The 15381-nt window shown below is 65.5% G+C and carries 19 protein-coding genes and 1 tRNA gene; 8 read left to right on the top strand and 12 right to left on the bottom strand.

What is annotated here, in order from left to right; genetic code table 11:
- Window positions 1–36 precede the first annotated feature (36 nt).
- Window positions 37–819: a ribonuclease PH gene (gene rph, locus G6N42_RS13355; RefSeq protein ID WP_163730024.1), complete on the top strand. Its 783-nt coding sequence runs from the start codon at window positions 37–39 to the stop codon at window positions 817–819.
- A 139-nt stretch (window positions 820–958) separates the two neighbouring features.
- Here the strand turns inward: rph and mbp1 are convergent, their stop codons facing one another.
- The gene (gene mbp1 / locus G6N42_RS13350; protein ID WP_163730023.1) at window positions 959–1204 is read right to left on the bottom strand and encodes a microaggregate-binding protein 1; all 246 of its coding nucleotides are present in this window, start codon (window positions 1202–1204) and stop codon (window positions 959–961) included.
- A gap of 131 nt (window positions 1205–1335) precedes the next feature.
- Here mbp1 and rdgB point away from each other — a divergent pair, with 131 nt between their 5' ends.
- Window positions 1336–1950 (top strand): RdgB/HAM1 family non-canonical purine NTP pyrophosphatase, encoded by a 615-nt coding sequence (gene rdgB, locus G6N42_RS13345; protein WP_163730022.1) that lies wholly within the window; start codon window positions 1336–1338, stop codon window positions 1948–1950.
- 47 nt (window positions 1951–1997) lie between these two features.
- Window positions 1998–3458 (top strand): MFS transporter, encoded by a 1461-nt coding sequence (locus tag G6N42_RS13340; RefSeq protein ID WP_163730021.1) that lies wholly within the window; start codon window positions 1998–2000, stop codon window positions 3456–3458.
- On the opposite strand, the gene G6N42_RS13335 is transcribed toward G6N42_RS13340, so the two are convergent.
- Window positions 3416–4036: a TetR/AcrR family transcriptional regulator gene (locus G6N42_RS13335; protein ID WP_163730020.1), complete on the bottom strand. Its 621-nt coding sequence runs from the start codon at window positions 4034–4036 to the stop codon at window positions 3416–3418. The two genes, G6N42_RS13340 and G6N42_RS13335, sit on opposite strands and share 43 nt — an antisense overlap.
- A 90-nt stretch (window positions 4037–4126) precedes the next feature.
- On the opposite strand from G6N42_RS13335, the gene G6N42_RS13330 reads away from it, so the two are divergent.
- Entirely contained in the window at window positions 4127–4975 is an 849-nt protein-coding gene (locus G6N42_RS13330; protein ID WP_163730019.1) for a haloalkane dehalogenase, read from the top strand.
- Between the two features lie 3 nt (window positions 4976–4978).
- Here G6N42_RS13330 and G6N42_RS13325 read toward each other — a convergent pair whose 3' ends face one another.
- Genes G6N42_RS13325 through G6N42_RS13315 form a run of 3 tightly spaced genes read right to left on the bottom strand, consistent with a single transcriptional unit; the run spans window position 4979 to window position 6436 of the window.
- A complete protein-coding gene (locus G6N42_RS13325; protein ID WP_083125583.1) occupies window positions 4979–5311 on the bottom strand; it encodes a DUF3817 domain-containing protein in 333 nt (110 codons plus the stop codon).
- The gene (locus G6N42_RS13320) at window positions 5308–5682 is read right to left on the bottom strand and encodes a hypothetical protein (protein WP_163730018.1); all 375 of its coding nucleotides are present in this window, start codon (window positions 5680–5682) and stop codon (window positions 5308–5310) included. The genes G6N42_RS13325 and G6N42_RS13320 overlap by 4 nt, the downstream gene beginning before the upstream one ends.
- Complete coding sequence (locus G6N42_RS13315; protein ID WP_174262072.1) at window positions 5663–6436, bottom strand: helix-turn-helix domain-containing protein; 774 nt, start codon at window positions 6434–6436, stop codon at window positions 5663–5665. The genes G6N42_RS13320 and G6N42_RS13315 overlap by 20 nt, the downstream gene beginning before the upstream one ends.
- A gap of 83 nt (window positions 6437–6519) precedes the next feature.
- Between G6N42_RS13315 and G6N42_RS13310 the strand changes: the two genes are divergently transcribed.
- Window positions 6520–6602, top strand: a tRNA-Leu gene (locus tag G6N42_RS13310).
- A gap of 10 nt (window positions 6603–6612) precedes the next feature.
- Here the strand turns inward: G6N42_RS13310 and G6N42_RS13305 are convergent.
- Entirely contained in the window at window positions 6613–8049 is a 1437-nt protein-coding gene (locus tag G6N42_RS13305; protein WP_163730017.1) for an amidase, read from the bottom strand.
- A gap of 115 nt (window positions 8050–8164) precedes the next feature.
- Here G6N42_RS13305 and G6N42_RS13300 point away from each other — a divergent pair, with 115 nt between their 5' ends.
- Window positions 8165–8911, top strand: a complete 747-nt coding sequence (locus G6N42_RS13300) for an SDR family oxidoreductase (protein WP_163730016.1) — start codon at window positions 8165–8167, stop codon at window positions 8909–8911.
- On the opposite strand, the gene G6N42_RS13295 is transcribed toward G6N42_RS13300, so the two are convergent.
- Genes G6N42_RS13295 through G6N42_RS13285 form a run of 3 tightly spaced genes read right to left on the bottom strand, consistent with a single transcriptional unit; the run spans window position 8908 to window position 10226 of the window.
- Window positions 8908–9408: a MarR family winged helix-turn-helix transcriptional regulator gene (locus tag G6N42_RS13295; protein ID WP_163730015.1), complete on the bottom strand. Its 501-nt coding sequence runs from the start codon at window positions 9406–9408 to the stop codon at window positions 8908–8910. The genes G6N42_RS13300 and G6N42_RS13295 overlap by 4 nt on opposite strands.
- A gap of 54 nt (window positions 9409–9462) precedes the next feature.
- Window positions 9463–9957 carry an SRPBCC family protein gene (locus G6N42_RS13290; RefSeq protein ID WP_163730014.1) on the bottom strand — a complete coding sequence of 165 codons (495 nt, stop codon included), beginning with the start codon at window positions 9955–9957 and terminating at the stop codon, window positions 9463–9465.
- 26 nt (window positions 9958–9983) lie between these two features.
- Window positions 9984–10226 (bottom strand): WhiB family transcriptional regulator, encoded by a 243-nt coding sequence (locus G6N42_RS13285; protein WP_163737457.1) that lies wholly within the window; start codon window positions 10224–10226, stop codon window positions 9984–9986.
- A 197-nt stretch (window positions 10227–10423) separates the two neighbouring features.
- Here G6N42_RS13285 and G6N42_RS13280 point away from each other — a divergent pair, with 197 nt between their 5' ends.
- Window positions 10424–11062: a TetR/AcrR family transcriptional regulator gene (locus G6N42_RS13280; protein WP_163730013.1), complete on the top strand. Its 639-nt coding sequence runs from the start codon at window positions 10424–10426 to the stop codon at window positions 11060–11062.
- A gap of 12 nt (window positions 11063–11074) precedes the next feature.
- Here G6N42_RS13280 and G6N42_RS13275 read toward each other — a convergent pair whose 3' ends face one another.
- A complete protein-coding gene (locus G6N42_RS13275; protein WP_163730012.1) occupies window positions 11075–11956 on the bottom strand; it encodes an AraC family transcriptional regulator in 882 nt (293 codons plus the stop codon).
- Between the two features lie 24 nt (window positions 11957–11980).
- Between G6N42_RS13275 and G6N42_RS13270 the strand changes: the two genes are divergently transcribed.
- Complete coding sequence (locus G6N42_RS13270; protein WP_163730011.1) at window positions 11981–13243, top strand: amidohydrolase family protein; 1263 nt, start codon at window positions 11981–11983, stop codon at window positions 13241–13243.
- A gap of 10 nt (window positions 13244–13253) precedes the next feature.
- On the opposite strand, the gene G6N42_RS13265 is transcribed toward G6N42_RS13270, so the two are convergent.
- On the bottom strand, window positions 13254–14573 hold the full coding sequence (locus G6N42_RS13265; RefSeq protein ID WP_163730010.1) for an MFS transporter: 1320 nt from the start codon (window positions 14571–14573) through the stop codon (window positions 13254–13256).
- Window positions 14560–15369: a putative hydro-lyase gene (locus G6N42_RS13260; RefSeq protein WP_163730009.1), complete on the bottom strand. Its 810-nt coding sequence runs from the start codon at window positions 15367–15369 to the stop codon at window positions 14560–14562. Before G6N42_RS13260 ends, G6N42_RS13265 begins: the two co-directional genes overlap by 14 nt.
- Window positions 15370–15381 lie beyond the last annotated feature (12 nt).

Genomic DNA, 15381 nt, shown 5'->3' with positions numbered 1-15381 from the left:
GCGAGGCGCGTCGGGCCCACCCGATAGGGTTGGCCCGTGTCCAGACGAGAAGATGGTCGGCTTGACGACGAGCTGCGACCGGTTCGCATCACCCGCGGTTTCACCACTCATCCCGCCGGCTCGGTGCTGGTCGAGTTCGGCCAGACCCGGGTCATGTGCACGGCGAGCGTCACCGAAGGTGTGCCGCGCTGGCGTAAGGGTTCGGGACAGGGCTGGCTGACCGCCGAGTACGCGATGCTGCCTGCCGCCACCCACGACCGTTCCGACCGTGAGTCGGTCAAGGGCCGTGTCGGGGGCCGTACGCAGGAGATCAGCCGGCTCGTCGGGCGGTCGCTACGCGCATGCATCGACCTGGGTGCGCTCGGCGAGAACACCATCGCGATCGACTGCGATGTGTTGCAGGCCGACGGCGGCACCCGCACCGCGGCGATCACCGGGGCGTACGTCGCGCTGGCCGATGCGGTGACGTACCTCGGTGCCGGGGGCAAGCTGTCGGATCCGCGGCCGTTGTCGTGTGCGATCGCGGCGGTCAGTGTCGGGGTGGTCGACGGCCGCGTCCGCGTCGACCTGCCCTACACGGAAGACTCGCGCGCCGAGGTCGACATGAACGTCGTCGCCACCGACACCGGGACGCTCGTGGAGATCCAGGGCACCGGCGAAGGCGCGACGTTCCCGCGTTCGACGCTGGACAAGATGCTGGACGCCGCGATGGCTGCCTGTGAGCAGATCTTCGTGATCCAGCGCGAGGCACTCGAGTTTCCCTATCCCGGAGATTTGCCCGAGTCGGCCGAGCCCGCGAAGAAAGCGTTCGGAAGCTGACGAAAGCCAGGGTTCGCGCGACTCCCTAGCGCGCTTACCGGGTTGATTACTTGCACCAGGTACGTGCTAGCGACCCGCTAGTGCCACAGGACCGCGACACCCCCGGCCCGGATGGGGCCGAGGGTGTCTCGATCACCTATTACTTGGAGTTGGCGGCGGCCTTCTGGCGCGTCTCCTGTGCCTTGGCCTCGGCGCGAGCCGTTTCGGCTTCGGCCTCAGCCCGAGCTGCGTCGAGCTGATGTGAGGCCTTCTCGACCTGGGCGCGACCCTCTTCCTGAAGACTGCTCTGGTTCAAGATCAGCCCGATGACCTGCTTGGTGAAGCCGATCGCACCGGAAACGATTCCGCGGACTGCCTCGATGGGACCGCTGTTGTTCTCTGCCATTGTTTCCCCTCCGCTCATTGACGACCGACCGTGTTGTCGGTGTCGTAACGCACTAGCGGTACCCCTTGCGCTAGCTGTTGCAAGCAGATTGTTAGCGGTGTCACAAACCAGTGACCGTCTACCGTTGACCGGTGGCCGAAGTGCTTGTTGCGAGCCGTAATCAGAAGAAGCTGGCGGAGCTGCACCGCGTCCTCGACGCCGCGGGGGTTTCGGGTTTGACGCTGCTGTCGCTGGAGGATGTCGACCCGTTCGACGAAGCGCCGGAGACGGGCGCGACGTTCGAGGAGAACGCGTTGGCCAAGGCGCGCGACGCATATCGCGCGACGGGGTTGGCATCGGTGGCCGACGATTCGGGACTCGAGGTGGCGGCGCTGAACGGAATGCCGGGTGTGCTGTCCGCGCGGTGGTCGGGCGTGGCCGGCGATGCCGCCGAAAAGGATCGAGCCAATACCGCGCTGTTGTTGGCGCAATTGGGGGATGTGCCGGACGGGCGGCGCGGGGCCGCATTCGTATCGGCGTGTGCATTGGTTTCTCGTGCAGGGGAAACCGTGGTGCGCGGTGAGTGGCCGGGCAGCATTGTGCGGGAACCGCGCGGTGACGGCGGATTCGGCTACGACCCGGTGTTCCTGCCGTCGGGATCGGATCGCACGGCAGCGGAGCTCAGTCCCGCCGAGAAGGATGCGGCGTCGCACCGCGGTCGGGCCTTGGCGCTGTTGGTGCCGGCGCTGCGGGAGTTGGCCGGCTAGGCGCACGCAAATTTTGTATAGCCAGCCTAATCGGTAGCATCCCGGAGATGCGCCGCCTCACTACGCCGGGTTTCGGCGACGTCGGGCGCACTCGTCATCCCGCCGTCGTGGTCGCTGTGCTGGCGACAACCGGGACCTGCATGTCGTTGATGCAGACGTTGGTGATCCCGCTGATTCCCGAGCTGCCGAAGCTGCTCAACACCAACGCGTCCAATGCGTCGTGGGTGATCACGGCGACGCTGCTCGTCGCGGCCGTGGCGACACCGGTGGTCGGCAGGCTCGGCGACATGTACGGCCCCAAACGCCTGCTGATCGCCTGCGCGATCCTGATGACCGTCGGCTCACTGATCGCGGCGTCGACGAGCGCGTGGATACCGGTGGTCATCGGCCGCGCGCTGCAGGGCTTCGGTGTGCCCATCGTCCCGCTCGGAATCAGCGTGCTGCGGACGTGCGTACCCGCCCACCGCGTCGGCACCGCAATGGGATTGATGAGCGCATCGCTCGGCGTGGGTGGGGCACTCGGATTGCCATTGGCGGCGATCATCGCCGATCACTTCGACTGGCACGCGGTGTTCTGGTTCGCGGCGATGTTGGGCGCGATGTCCGGAGTTCTGTTCGCTGTGCTGGTACCGCGAATTCCGGCGGCGGCGTCGTCCGACCGACTCGATCCGCTCGGCGCGCTCGGCCTTGCGGCCGGTCTGGTGACGCTGTTGCTCGGAATATCCAAGGGCGGCAGTTGGGGCTGGGGAAGCGCCACCACGCTCGCAATGTTCGCCGCATCGATGGTCATTTTCGCGATGTTCGGGTGGTGGCAACTGCGCATCGACTCGCCCATGGTCGACCTGCGGACGACGATCAAGCGGCCGGTGCTGATGACGAATGTCGCTTCGGTGGCGGTCGGTTTCGCGATGTTCGCGCTCGCGTTGATCGGCCCGCAGGTACTCGAGTTGCCCGTCGCCACCGGCTACGGGCTGGGGCTCTCCATGGTCGAAGCGGGGCTGTGGCTGGCACCGGGCGGCCTGGCCATGATGGTGGCCTCGCCGGTCGCGTCCAGGATCGCCGCCGCCCGAGGGCCGAGGTTCACGCTGACGCTCGGCTGCGCGATCATCGCCGGTTCGTACCTGGCGGGGTTGGTGTTGCTCGGCGCTGCATGGCAGCTGTGCCTGTTCAACGTTCTCGTCAGTGTCGGCGTGGGGTTCGCCTACTCGTCGTTGCCCGCACTCATCAACGCCGCGGTGCCGATGTCGGAGACGGCCGCAGCGAATGGCATCAATGCGCTGGCGCGCGCGCTGGGAACGTCGATCTCGAGCGCCGTGGTCGGTGCGGTCTTGACGGGGTTGACGATTTCCATTGCGGGTCAGGAGTTTCCGTCGTTGACTGCGTTTCGTATCGGTCTGCTGATCGCAGCGGGAATGGCGATACTCGCGGGCGTCCTCGCGGCGATGATTCCGCTGACCGATGCCGATCAGGATCGCGTGCCGGCAGCAGTGGGCGCATCGACGAGGTAGCCGTCGATGAAGTCGTGCAGTGCGGGCGCGAGCGCCTCGACGCCGGAGTCGTTGAGCTTGGCGAGCAGGATGATTCCCTGGTACTGGGCCAGCAGTGCGTGCGCGAGCCGATCCGGGTCGGTGCCCTCGCGCAGTACGCCCGCATCGGCCGCATCGTGGCACGCCCGGGCGAGGTGGCGCTCCATCGCGCCAAGCACCTCGGCGAGATGCTTTCTCAGGTCGTCGTCGGTGGTCGATAGTTCGGCGGCGAAGTTCCCGAACGGGCAGCCGACCGCCCGCCCGAACTGAGCTTCCAACGCGGTCTGAATCTTGCCGATCGCGTCGGGGATCGCATGCAATCGTTGCGCCGGCGTCGCGGCGGGGGAGCCTTTCAAACGTCGCGCGAAGACCTCGGCGTGCAGGTCGATGACTGCTTTGGCGAGTTCGGACTTGGATGGGAAGTAGTGATAGAAGCTGCCTTTCCGCACATCGGCGGCCTGGCACAGTTCGTCGACCCCGACAGCTTGGTAGCTGCGTTCGAGAAACAGCCGTGCGGCCGTCGTGACGATGCGCCCACGGGCGTCCGAGGTTCGGGGCATGGGCCGATTCTACATAGTTGACCGGCAGATTCTCAAAGCGCTCGTCCGGCGTCCGGAACACCTCAGTCATGCAGACAACGTAGACCCGAGTTGACCGACCGGCCGGGCTACGACTTCGCCCCCAACTACGTGGACGTCGACGGCCTGCGCATGCATTACGTCGACGAGGGGCCGCGCGCCGGCAGGCCGATTGTCTGCTTTCACGGGGAGCCGAGCTGGGCATACCTCTATCGCAAGATGGTCGGTCCTCTGGTGGAGGCCGGCCACCGGGTCGTCGTGCCGGACTACGCGGGGTTCGGGCGTTCGGACAAGCCGACCGACCGGGGGTGGTACACCTACGACCGGCATACCGAGCTGACGTCGCGCGTGCTCGCGGGTCTGGATCTCAGCGACGCCATCGTGGTGGTGCAGGACTGGGGTGGCGCGATCGGACTGCGGTGGGCCGTGGAGAACGCCGATCGTGTTGGTGCGCTGGCGATCTTCAACACCGGGTTGTTCACGGGGCGGGTTTCCAAGGGGTTCATGGCGTGGCGCGACTTCGCCGAGAAGAACCCGGATCTGCCGGTCGGCTTCGTGATCCAGGGCGCGACGGCCACGGAGCTTCCCGAGGATGTCGTCGCTGCTTACGATGCACCCTTCCCGACAGTTGAGTCGAAGGCCGGCGCGGCGCAGTTCCCGCTATTGGTGCCGCTTTCCGAAGATGCGCCTGGAGCACTGGTGATGAGTGCTGTCGCCGACGAGCTGTCGCGGTGGCAGAAGCCGGCATTGGTCGCCTTCTCGGATCAGGATCCGATCTTCCCGTATCCCAAAGCGGGGCAAGCATTTTGCGATCTGATTCCCGGCGCTACCGAGCAGGTGAGGATCGAGGGCGCGTCACACTTCCTGCAGGAGGATCGTGGTGAGCGACTGGCCGAAGAGGTGCTCAAGCACCTGACGTGACGGCTAAAGGCCGTGCTTCTGCTTGATCTCTCTGGTTTGAATCTGCTCGACGATGATGCCGACCAGCGGGATGGTGCCCGCCAGCAGGATGCCGATGGTCTTGGCGATCGGCCAGCGCACCTTCACCGCAAGGTTCGCGGTGAAGAGCAGGTATACGAAGTACACCCAGCCGTGGACGACCGCGATCCAGTTCAGGCCCTCCACGCCGAAGCCGTACTTCATCACCATCTCGTAGCAGAGCGCGATCAGCCAGATGCCGGTGATCCAGGCCGTGACGCGGTAACCCATGAGCGCCTTGCGGATGCTTTCAACGGGGGTGCCGGTGGTCTCCGTCATGTCGTCGGTCGTTCCTTGTCTTCCTTGGCGAGTTCGGCGAGGTACGCGTTGTACTCGCTCAACACGGGGTCGTCGTCGGCGGGTTGGGTCGCGGCGGTAGGTCGTTGGGGCAGCAGGCCCGCGGGTATCTCGGTGATCTCATCGTGCCGCGTCGGCTCCGGCGGCGCTTCCTCGTAGCGCACAAATTTGTAGTACGCGTAGACGACGAAGCCGGCGAACATCGGCCACTGCAGGGCGTAGCCGAGGTTGACGAAGGTGCCCGATGCGGACTCGAAGCGGGTCCACTGCCACCAGGCCAGGGCCAGGCAGCCGGCGGCGCCAAGCACCGCCAACGCGATGAGCGCCGGCCTCCTACGCCGCGTAGTGGACACCTTCCAACGGTACCGCGCGGGTCTTCGGGCCGATGAACTCGTCCAACCGAGCGGTATCGGCCTTTCGGTAGATCGACACGATGTACTTGGTCGACCGCGTCCAGTGAATACCGAGCTTGTCGAGTGCGGCGGTGAACAGGCCGATGATGTCTTCGGAGCGGTTCGAGAAGTGGTAGCGGACGCTGGCGACGCCGCGGTCGTTGGCGATGACGCGGCAACCATCGCTGTGGATCAGTCCGAGGACGAACTCTTCGGTGGCTTGGTCGACGAGCGCCTGCTGCCAGGGTTCGAGGGCGATGCGTCGCTTGTGCTTCTTGCCAGCTCCGTGTTGAGGGAACCGGCAAGGCCAGTGCTTTGAGTACAACGAAACGGCAACACATCCAACGCTTTTCACAATGCCTGCTCGTTGGTCTGGCATGAGCATCTCGATGGCCTGGCAGCAGCGTTCGATTATTGCCGGGTACTTCTGGTCGAGCACGATGCGAAGACGCCAGACTCGACGACTCCGCGAGATGCAACCGTCGCCGAGATACATGCCGAGCAGATACGAATATGGCGCTGCGGGCAATGCCGCGAAGTTGTGGCCGGCGCCGCACTCCGCGGAGCCGGCCGGAAATCTTGATCGGACTTTCGGACGGCAGCGCCAGTCGCGCACCGTTGGTCGCGGGATGCCGGTCAGTCGAGCGATGGCGCAATCGTTCATGCCCGCCGCGATCAGCTTCCGCACCGTCTCGAATTCGTCCGCAGACCGCACCTTCGGGCCTTTCGCCGGGTGCCTCCACCGTAGGAAGCGCCACCGACAGACGGGACTAACGAGCAGGTACGATTGCCACCTGCGCGCGAGTGTCGGAACTGGCAGACGAGATGGCTTTAGGTGCCATTGTCCTATGGGCGTGGGGGTTCGAGTCCCCCCTCGCGCACCCTTTTCGCTCAGATCTCTGGTTTCCGATCCACCCACGGCTTCGCCTGCTCGAGCTGACTCGCGACGCGAATCAGCACGTCCTCGCGCCCATACGCCGCAACGAGCTGTACGCCTACCGGCAGCCCCTCGGCCGTCCACTCGAGCGGGAGGCTGACCGCCGGCTGGCCGCTCGTGTTGAACGGGGGAGTGAACGGTACGAACTCGCCCGCGCGCCGCATCGGTGCCATCGGGTTGTCGGGATCGTTGACGATCGTGCCGAGCTTCAGCGGCAGTTCGGCGAGCGTCGGCGTGAGCAGCAGATCCCAGCCCTCATGCCACCACGACTGCATCGCGCGGCGGAACTGGGAGACACCAGCGAGCGCGAGCGCGTAATCGATTGCGCCGAAGTGTTTCGCGAAATCGGCCTGCGCCAGATTCATCGGCTCCAACTCGTGGTCTACGAGCGGACGGCCGAGCTGTCCTTCGAACCGCAGCCGCGACATGCCCATGTTTGTGCTCCACATCGCGCCGAACTTCGAGCCGAGCGTCTCGTCCTCCAATGCCTTCGGCCACGCCGGCTCGACATGGTGACCCAGCGATTCGAGCAGCCGACCGACGGCCTGCGTCGCGGCGGTGACTTCGACATCGACCCGCCCGCCCTGCGCGTGGTGATCGAGGATGCCGATCCGCAGCCGACCCGGATCTGTGCCAACCTCCTCGACGTACGGACGTGTAGGCGGTGGTGCGATCACGGTGTCGCCGACACCCGGGCCGCGGGTCGAGTCGAGCAGGGCGGCGGTGTCGCGCACGGTGCGGCTGACGCAGTGTTCGACCGCAAGTCCGCTCTCGTCACGGACCGGTCCGAGCGTGATGCGACCCTGGCTCGGCTTGAGCCCGACCAGTCCGCAGCACGCCGCGGGAATGCGAATCGACCCGCCGCCGTCGCTGGCATGCGCGAACGGCACCATTCCCGACGCAACCGCCGCGGCCGCACCGCCGCTCGATCCGCCGGGCGTGCGCGTCGTGTCCCACGGGTTGTACGTCGCGCCCCACGCCACCGGCTCGGTGGTCGGCACGCTGCCCAGCTCCGGGCTGTTCGTGCGGCCCGCGATGACCAAGCCCGCCGCGCGGTAGCGACTGACGAGCGTCGTGTCCGCGTCGGCGATGACGTGTGCCTCTTTCAACGCGACGTTGCCGTTGCTGATCCGTTGTCCGGCGTAGTCGGCGAACAGGTCCTTGATGAGGAACGGCACGCCGCGGAACGGACCGTCGGGGAGATCGCTTGCGGCGACCTCTCGGGCGTGATCGAACCAGCGGATCACGACCGCATTGAGCTCAGGGTCGATGCGTTCGATGCGCTCGATCGCCGCTTCCAACAGCTCGCTCGGCGACACCTCTCCGGATGCGACGAGCGCCGCCTGATCGGTCGCATCCATCCACCGGGTCTCGTCGGCAAGCGAAGTCATGACTGCCTGTCTAGCACCAACAAGAATCCGTCGCGGGAATAACGTGACATGTCACGTGTTGTCGTGAAGTGAGAGACGATGGCAACTCCGCCACCTCGACACCAGGGAGATCAACATGGCTCAGCTCGCAGGCAAGACGGCGCTCGTTACGGGCGGGAGCTCAGGCATCGGCCTCGCCACGGCGCAGAGGTTCGCCGCCGAGGGCGCGCACGTTTTCATCACCGGCCGCAGTCAGCGCACCCTCGACGAGGCGGTAGCGGCGATCGGCGATGAGGCAACCGGAATCCGCAGCGACGTATCGAATCTCGATGACCTGGACAGCGTCGTCGACGCCATCTCTTCGCGCGGGCGTGGTCTGGATGTGGTGTTCGCCAACGCCGGCGGCGGAGAGCTCGCGGCGCTGGCCGACGTGACGGTCGAGCAGTTCACCAACACCTTCAACATCAATGTCGGCGGCATCGTGTTCACGGTGCAGAAGGTGCTGCCCCTGCTCAATTCAGGCGCGTCGATCGTGTTGACCGGATCGACCGCGGCCTACGGCGGGAATCCCGGCATGAGCGTCTACGCCGCGTCCAAGGCCGCCATCCGATCATTGGGACGTACCTGGGCGGCGGAGCTCGCCGACAAGGGTTTGCGGGTGAACACCGTCATACCGGGCCCCGTGGAGACGCCGGGACTGACTGGGCTGGCTCCGAGCGGCCAGGAGCAGGCACTGCTGGACGCGGAGGCATCGCGAGTGCCGATGGGCCGCGTGGGTCGGCCCGAGGAGATCGCGGCCGCGGTGTTGTTTCTCGCCTCTGACGAGAGCAGCTTCATGACGGGAACCGAGGTGTTCGTCGACGGCGGTGAGAGGCAGGTCTAACGCTGCGCGCGGACGTCGATGTCGGGGCGGGGCAGCGTCCCGTGGCGCAGGATGGATTCGTAGACCGCCGACAGGACGTCGGCGAGCGCTTTCTCCTGGCCGCGCTTCAGATCGGAGAAGAACACCTGCTTGACCCAGGCGGCGTGCTTGGGTGCCGCGGCCCGAAAGGCGCGCCAGCCGCTGTCGGTGAGTACCACGTCGGTAGCTCGGCCGTCGGTTTCTGAGGGGACCCGCTCGACGTGACCGCGCATACTCGTCCGCTGCAGATAGTGCGACAGCCTGCTACGTTCCCAGCCGATGGTGATCGCCAGGCTGGTGAGCTGTGCGCGGCCCCGCGGCGCGTTGGTCAGAGCATTCATCACCGTGTAGTCGCCGAGAGACATCCCGCACTCGGCCTGCAAATGCCGGTTCATCTCGTATTCCAGCCGATGGTAGACCCGCATGTAGCTCAGCCAGGCTCGCTGTTGCGACGGGTTGAGCCCGCCGTCGTCGGTCACTGCTCAGAAGCCTCCGATAGGTGATATTTCACGTATCGTAGCCCCGAAGTTCGCTCAGGCGTGCGTCGCGAAGTACTTCTGGCCGCCTGCCGGGATCCGCCCGAATCCGGCCTTCAGTACGGGTGCCAGCACCTTGACCGGCAGCGCGAATGCGGGCTTGGGTTCAACCGCAAGCGTCCAGGTGAACAACGTCTCGCTTCCGGCGGGCTCGACGAGGTAGTGCTCGGCGAAGCGCTTGAACAGGGGCACGGCGCACTCGTAGACGTAGAACGACTTGCTGTGCCCGTCCTCCCATTGGAAGAAGCGCTCGCGCATCACCGATCCGCCGGGGGCGGTGACGTCGCGCGTGGTGCCGACTCCGAAAGGCCGTGGCGACGTCCACGTGACGTCTTTGATCATCGGCCCCCAGGCGGCCAGTGACTCGTCGGAAACCAGTGACTCCCAGACCTTTTCAGGTGAGGCGGCAAACCGCTTCTGGTAGCGGAAGATGTGCGGTGCCGAGGTCAGGAAATCGGCGTCGGCGGGTTCGAGCGCGTGCCAGCGGGTCATGAATGACCATCCTCGCACTCAGCGAGCTAACCCGTCTTTCGTACCGGGTATCCATTCTGCTCCGCCAGCGACCGCAGCTGCTTGAGCGCGAAGCGGCGGGCGCGGCCCGCCTCGGGGATCAGGATGCCGGCCCACACTCCCTCGGCGCCCGGCGTCGAACATGCTTCCCGAGCGCATCGCCACCGGAGGGGGCAGGCGCGGCACAGCGCCTTGGCGCCCTCGTCGGCGGTCGTCGTCCATCGATCCGGATCTTGCGTACAGGGTGCCATTGCCGAGTCATCGAGGATGGCTGGTGCCTGGGGCGCATCGACAGCGCGAAGCTGCGCGACCGCGCTCGATCGTGTCTGGACGTGCACTGCTCCGGCCTCCCCGTCTTCGTCGGTCACGTCAACAATACGTTTGTATGGTAGACACAATACGTTCGTATTGTCTAATCTGGGCCTGTGAGCACGGAGACCACCTCTCGATGACTGCGGTGACAGAGCGCGACCACGTCGGTGGCGACGAACTAAAGAAACTCGAGCGGATCCGCCAGGCGGCATTGAAGAGTTTCGCGACGAAGGGCGCTGCGGGGACGTCGCTGCGTTCGGTCGCCGCGGACGCCGGTGTCTCCCTCGGATTGGTTCAGCATCACTTCGAAACGAAGGCCGGTCTCATCAAGGCCGTCGACGACTATGTGATGGGCGTTGTGATCGCCGTAGTCGCCCAACCGGTGACTGCGCCGCACGCAAAGGACTCGATCGCCGACATGGGCAGCCGGGTCACCACACTTCTGCTCGAGCATCCCGACGTCGTGGACTACTTCGGTCGCGCGCTCATCGACGGCAGCCAGCTGGGCATCACGATCTGGGACACGCTCTCCGCCTTCGGTATGGCGCGCTGGACCGCGCGCAAGGAGAGCGGCGAAGCTCGCGACGACATCGACGTCACCTGGGCGGCGTTGAACTCGCTCGTCCTGGCGCTCGGCACCCTCATCGTGCGAGGGCACATCGAGCGGCAGATTCCGGACGCGTTCAAATCGCCCGAGCAGGTCGACAGGTGGCAGAAATCGGTGAACGCCCTGCTGCGTGAGGGTCTCTTTCCGCATCCACGCGACGACGAGTGAGCGTACTCAAACCTATTCGTCTGCAACCCTTTTGCGATATCCGCTTGGTGTTTCTCCGCTGAACTGCGCAAAGGCACGCGTGAATGAGCTGAGACTGTCGAAGCCGACGGCCGACGCGGTCTCCTGGACCGACTGCCCCGGCGCGGCCAGCAGCGCCATCGCGCGCAACATCCGCGCGTGCAAGAGATACGTGCGCCATGACAACCCGAGCTTGTCCTGGAACAGTCGCCGCAACGTACGTTCGGAGACAGACACCGCGCGGCTCACCTCGTCAGCGCTCACTGAAGCAAGGTGCGCCTTCGTGTAGGACATCGCCGCGGCGACAATCGGGTGCTCGGACGTCGGCAGGCTCAGAGGGGCCTCATGGTCGAGGGCTTCGGCGACCAGATCGGCCAGGGTGCGGAAGAACGCGTCTGATTGGGCGTCGCCGTCGGCACGGTCGATCTGCCACCGCAGCGCGTAGATCATCATCTCCCGGATCAACGGCGACACCGCGAGAATGCGTGCGCGATCGCCGGGGGCCGCCACCAGCGCGGGATCGAACATCACCGCAACGGTCTTCACGTCCGGATTCATGACGGCCTGATGCTCGAGTCCCGCGGGTATCCACGCCGCCTGCTGAGGGGGAAGAAGGTAGTGCGCCGAATCGGTCTCGACCTCGACGACGCCGTGCAGCGCGTACTCGATCTGGTGCACCTCGTGGCTGTGCCATCCGGTGATCAGCCCGTCGCCCTCGTACAGGTAGCTGCCGCCGAGTGCCCGACCACCCCGGCGGAGTTCAATGACGCGTCGGGCGGGGCGGTGTGAAAGATTTAGCGCGGGCCGGCGGGAAGGATCCCGCCGGGGTTTGGCCGCTTCGGACAAATCTCTGTCCGAAGTCGCAGAGCCGGTCATGGCAATAGACGGTACTAGTTGGTTATGCAGACCGACGACCTGATCCTGGTGAGTATCGACGACCACGTGGTGGAACCGCCGGACATGTTCCTCAACCACGTCCCCGCCAAGTACAAAGCCGAGGCGCCCGTCGTCGTCACCGACGAGAAGGGCGTCGATCAGTGGATGTACCAGGGCAGGCCGCAGGGTGTCAGCGGGCTCAACGCGGTGGTGTCCTGGCCGGCCGAGGAGTGGGGACGCGACCCCGCCGGTTTCGCGGAGATGCGACCCGGGGTGTACGACGTCCACGAGCGCGTCCGGGACATGAACCGCAACGGCATCCTGGCGTCGATGAATTTCCCGACCTTCACCGGCTTTTCGGCGCGGCACCTCAACATGCACCGCGAAGAAGTCACGCTGGTGATGGTGTCGGCGTACAACGACTGGCACATCGACGAGTGGGCGGGTAGCTACCCGGACCGCTTCATCCCGATCGCCGTGCTGCCGACGTGGAACCCGCAGGCGATGTGCGCTGAGATCCGCCGGGTGGCCGCGAAGGGCTGCCGGGCGGTCACCATGCCGGAACTGCCGCACCTGGAAGGACTTCCGAGCTACCACGACGACGACTACTGGGGCCCGGTGTTCACCACGCTGTCCGAAGAGAATGTGGTCATGTGCCTGCACATCGGCACCGGTTTCGGCGCGATCAGCATGGCGCCGAACGCGCCGATCGACAACTTGATCATCCTGGCCACCCAGGTGTCGGCGATGTGCGCCCAGGATCTGCTGTGGGGCCCCGCGATGCGCGGCTACCCGGATCTCAAGTTCGCGTTCTCCGAAGGCGGAATCGGTTGGATTCCTTTCTATCTCGATCGCAGCGACCGGCACTACACCAACCAGAAGTGGCTGCGGCGCGACTTCGGCGACAAGCTGCCGAGTGACGTGTTCCGCGAGCACTCACTCGCGTGTTACGTCACCGACAAGACGTCGCTGAAGCTGCGCCATGAGATCGGCATCGACAACATTGCGTGGGAGTGTGACTATCCGCATTCCGATTGCTTCTGGCCCGACGCGCCGGAGCAGGTGCTCGCCGAGCTGAACGCCGCGGGCGCTGACGACACGGACATCAACAAGATCACGTGGCAGAACGCGTGCAACTTCTTCAATTGGGATCCGTTCGCGCTCACCCCGAGAGAGCAGGCGAGCGTCGGGGCGTTGCGCGCGAAGGCAACCGATGTCGACGTGTCGATCCGGCCCCGCAAAGAGTGGGCGCGGCTCTACGCCGAGAAACAACTCGCCAAAGCGTGATTCACACTCGCTATGTGCCCACTTTCTGGCGCAACGGCTGAGCCGCGGTCTCCCGCATGGTCATGATCGTGGCGAGGGTGATGATCGCCGCGGCGATGACGTAGAACGCGGGTGCGAGTTCATTTCCGGTTTCGGCAACCAACCAGGTCGCCACGTACGGTGCCGTGCCGCCGAAGATCGCGACGGACACGTTGTACCCGATCGAGTAGCCGCTGGAGCGCACCCGCGTGGCGAACAGTTCGGCACCGGCCGCCAGCGATGCCGACACGAAGACCGATTCAATCGCGGCCAGGGCAGCGTGCGCGGCGATGGCCGCAGCCAGTGATCCGGTGTTGAGCAACATGAACAACGGATAGGCGAATAACGCAAATCCGACCGCACCCGCGATCAGCAAGGGTTTTCGGCCGATCCGGTCCGACAGCGCACCCAATGGCGGGATGAGGATGATCGCGACAGTGCTCGCGATGATGATCGAGACGAAGGCATTGGTCTTCGTGAATTCAAGTGTCTTGGTGAAATACGTTGGCAGGTAGGTGAAGACGATGTAGAAACCGACGTTGTGGATCACCACCAGGCCGGCGATCTGCAGGATCGGACGCCAAGACGTGGTGAACGCCTCCTTCAGCGGTGAGGTCGACACCTCTCCCTCGTCGCGCAGAGTTTCGAATTCCGGGGTGTCGCCGAGCCGCATCCGGATGTAGAGACCGACCACTCCGAGTACGCCGGCGATGAGGAAGGGAATCCGCCAACCGTAGGAGTTCATCGCGCTCTCCGAGAGCAGCGTTTCGAGTCCGGTCACCGTCAGCGAACCCAGCAGGAAGCCAACGACGACCGACCAGACCAGGAACGACACGACGAATCCGCGGTGCTTGTCGGGGGCGAATTCAGCCAGATAGCATGCGCCGCTGCCGTATTCGCCACCTGCTGAGAATCCCTGCACGCAGCGCAGGAGGAGCAGCAAGAGTGGCGCGGCTACGCCGATGGACTCGTAACTCGGTACCAGGCCGATGAGAAGAGTCGAGCCCGACATCAGCAGGATGACAAGCGCGAGCACCCGTTGCCTGCCGATCCGGTCACCGAGTGGCCCGAAGAAGAACCCGCCGAGCGGTCGCATGAAGAATGCGGCGGCGAAGACGGCGAAGGTGCTCAGCAGCGCGGCCGTCTCGTCGCCGGAGGGGAAGAACTGGTCGGCGATGTAGGTCGCGAGGGTGCTGTAGATCGCAAAGTCGTACCACTCGACGGTGTTTCCGATCGCTGCGCCGCGCACCGCCTTCCGGACTTCTGCGGGGTCGGCTTCGCGCTGCCGCTTCGGCGCCTCATCGATGGTCATGACCCTCCTCGTTGTCGAAGTCGCCGTGACGACGGTCGGTGATGAACATGTGGCCCGGTGCGTGGAAGATCGCGAGCGAGGGCCGGGCCTCGATGGCGACCGCCTGCGGAGTCACGCCGCAGGCCCAGAAGACCGGCACCTCGTCCGCGCCCACCCGGACCGCGTCACCGAAGTCCGGTGTCGCGAGGTCGCTGATTCCGATCTCGGCCGGGTCGCCGATGTGCACCGGCGCGCCGTGCATGGCGGGAAAGCGGGCGGAGATCTCGACGGCACGCGGGACGGTATCGGCAGGAAACGGCCGCATGGACACCACCAGCGGCCCGTCGAAACGACCGGCGGGAGTGCACCGTCGGTCGGTGACGTACATAGGGACGTTGACGCCCTGCACCTGGTGCGCAATCGGCAACCCGGCCGCGGCCAGGGCCCATTCGAAGGTGAACGAGCACCCCAGGAGGAACGACACCAGGTCGGTGCGCCATTGACCGGCGATGTCGGTGGGTTCGTCGACGAGGTGACCGTCATGGAACACCCGGTACCGCGGCAGGTCGGTACGCAGATCGGCGTCGGCGGCGATACCGAAGGGGTGTGGTGATCCGGTGTCGGTCACCTCGAGCAGTGGGCACGGTTTCGGATTGCGCACACAAAAGCGCAGGAAGTCGAGCGCCTCGTCGGCGCGCAGGATGACCAGGTTGGCCTGTGCGAATCCCGGCGCAAGGCCGCTCGTCGGGCCGGTGTGCTCGCCGGCTCGGATGGCGGCTCGGTCAGCGGCTGCGGTGTCCGCGGCCCGCAAGGTCATGCTCGTGCATTC

Source organism: Mycobacterium gallinarum (assembly GCF_010726765.1).
Taxonomy (GTDB): domain Bacteria; phylum Actinomycetota; class Actinomycetes; order Mycobacteriales; family Mycobacteriaceae; genus Mycobacterium; species Mycobacterium gallinarum.
Note: the sequence above shows the minus strand (reverse complement) of the source record. Positions and strands in the feature narration are given on the sequence as shown.

Coding starts and splice junctions, on each gene's coding strand:
- mbp1 (WP_163730023.1), bottom strand. CDS start 1,204: ATGGCAGAGAACAACAGCGGTCCCATCGAGGCAGTCCGCGGAATCGTT.
- G6N42_RS13340 (WP_163730021.1), top strand. CDS start 1,998: ATGCGCCGCCTCACTACGCCGGGTTTCGGCGACGTCGGGCGCACTCGT.
- G6N42_RS13305 (WP_163730017.1), bottom strand. CDS start 8,049: ATGACTTCGCTTGCCGACGAGACCCGGTGGATGGATGCGACCGATCAG.
- G6N42_RS13335 (WP_163730020.1), bottom strand. CDS start 4,036: ATGCCCCGAACCTCGGACGCCCGTGGGCGCATCGTCACGACGGCCGCA.
- G6N42_RS13290 (WP_163730014.1), bottom strand. CDS start 9,957: ATGACCCGCTGGCACGCGCTCGAACCCGCCGACGCCGATTTCCTGACC.
- G6N42_RS13285 (WP_163737457.1), bottom strand. CDS start 10,226: ATGGCACCCTGTACGCAAGATCCGGATCGATGGACGACGACCGCCGAC.
- G6N42_RS13300 (WP_163730016.1), top strand. CDS start 8,165: ATGGCTCAGCTCGCAGGCAAGACGGCGCTCGTTACGGGCGGGAGCTCA.
- G6N42_RS13265 (WP_163730010.1), bottom strand. CDS start 14,573: ATGACCATCGATGAGGCGCCGAAGCGGCAGCGCGAAGCCGACCCCGCA.
- G6N42_RS13270 (WP_163730011.1), top strand. CDS start 11,981: ATGCAGACCGACGACCTGATCCTGGTGAGTATCGACGACCACGTGGTG.
- G6N42_RS13325 (WP_083125583.1), bottom strand. CDS start 5,311: ATGACGGAGACCACCGGCACCCCCGTTGAAAGCATCCGCAAGGCGCTC.
- G6N42_RS13275 (WP_163730012.1), bottom strand. CDS start 11,956: ATGACCGGCTCTGCGACTTCGGACAGAGATTTGTCCGAAGCGGCCAAA.
- G6N42_RS13260 (WP_163730009.1), bottom strand. CDS start 15,369: ATGACCTTGCGGGCCGCGGACACCGCAGCCGCTGACCGAGCCGCCATC.
- G6N42_RS13280 (WP_163730013.1), top strand. CDS start 10,424: ATGACTGCGGTGACAGAGCGCGACCACGTCGGTGGCGACGAACTAAAG.